1 protein-coding gene is annotated in these 1,568 nt (G+C 41.5%); it reads right to left on the bottom strand.

The features are described 5' to 3' along the window. On the bottom strand, window positions 1–1,430 hold a 1,430-nt coding region (locus tag PLK24_RS11360), incomplete at its 3' end, for a tetratricopeptide repeat protein (RefSeq protein WP_324479231.1). Window positions 1,431–1,568 lie beyond the last annotated feature (138 nt).

Below are 1,568 nucleotides of genomic sequence, written 5' to 3'. Positions count from 1 at the left end.
CGAAAATCAAGAAGCGGAGATTGATGATGAAATTCTTGTTTCCCTGAAGCATCGAGTTTTCCCCAGGCAGGATCGTTGGAGGCATAAATCAATCCACTAAAGTCAACGGTGGTTAGTGCCATCAAGGTATTACCGGTAACGGGAATGGCAACCGCTGAGCCTCGACCGGCATCTGACCATCGTACCAAACTAACACGATCTTGTAAGTGAAAACGTCCTCCTGCATAGAGGTATAGTGATTCCCCATCACGCGACCAGGCAACCAAGGGAAGATTCCCGTTATCAATTTGGCTGCAATCGGGAGAGAAAAGATGGGCTAAATCGGGAATTGAATAGACATCTACTCGAGGAGAATCAAAAAAGCCGACAGCAACTTGATTTCCTTCGGGTGAGAATGCCACTGTATGTGGCCGGTTTGACCCAGAAAGAACCAGTTTTTTTTCTAAATTTATTTTTCCCTCTTGATCGATTTGATATAAGCGGATAGTTCCATCGAGACTGGTGGTAATGATTTGATTATTTTTATTCCAATCGAGACCTAATGCATCTTCTTCGCCATAATCAAGGTCTTTTGAAGCGAGAGAATTATCTTCGGTATTATAAATCCGAAGTCCTGAACCTTCAGCACCAAGGGCGGCTAAAAATTTTCCGTCGGGAGAGTATTGGATTTGGGTAATAGAAACTGGTAGTCCCGTCATGGTACCCAGCAGTATTCCGCTTTCACGGTCGAAAAACATCATGACTTCGGTTTCTTCCCACACTCCGGCAACACTACCGCAAGCAATGGTTTCGCCGTCTGGAGAAAGGGCAACTGAAGATATTTGACCGTCTATCCCATCACCGATTGGTGGTCGAATGATCTTTAGCAACCGGCCAGTTTCCTGCTCCCAAATTCGGATGGTTTTATCATCGGAACCAGTAACAATAAAACGGGACCATTCTCTATCGATTGCAACACTATTTATGGCTGCGATATGCATATCGGCATTGATTTGGAAAATTGGTTTTTCAGGGGGTTCGGAGAAAAGTTTTTTAGCTATTTCGCGAGCAATCTCAGGATCAAGGTTTTTTAAAATGGAATATTCTTTTTGGGCGGATTCTAAGTCATTGTTGATTAAATAAGCAATAGCGAGATTGGCATGAAAAATATCACTATTCGGTTCAAGGCAGATCGATTCTTGGAAAAATTGAATGGCCTGGTCGGTTTCACCTGCCTGTAAGTAGATTTGACCGAGCTTAGAATATACCAAAGCCCAATCGGGTTGTAAATCGAGAGCGTTTTCGAAAGCATCGATGGCTTCTTGATATTTTCCCTGTTCATAAAAGGATTGACCCAAGTCAAAAAAATCCTGAGCTTCATTGGCATAGATCGATAAAGATATTGAGAGGACAAGCAAGATTGTCAGTACTGAAATCAACCGATGAAACACATTAAACCACCCTCCTTAATAATAAAAAAGATAATCACCCTTCAACTTTGGAAGGTTATAAAGTCTTATTTTTCCATTCTATAATATAGCGTGTTTAATAATAAAGAATTTTGCAATTTTGGAATCGATAAATCAAGC

The organism is Atribacter sp. (genome assembly GCF_035418125.1).
In the GTDB taxonomy this organism is placed as follows: domain Bacteria; phylum Atribacterota; class Atribacteria; order Atribacterales; family Atribacteraceae; genus Atribacter; species Atribacter allofermentans.
This window is presented reverse-complemented; position numbering and strand designations above follow the sequence as displayed.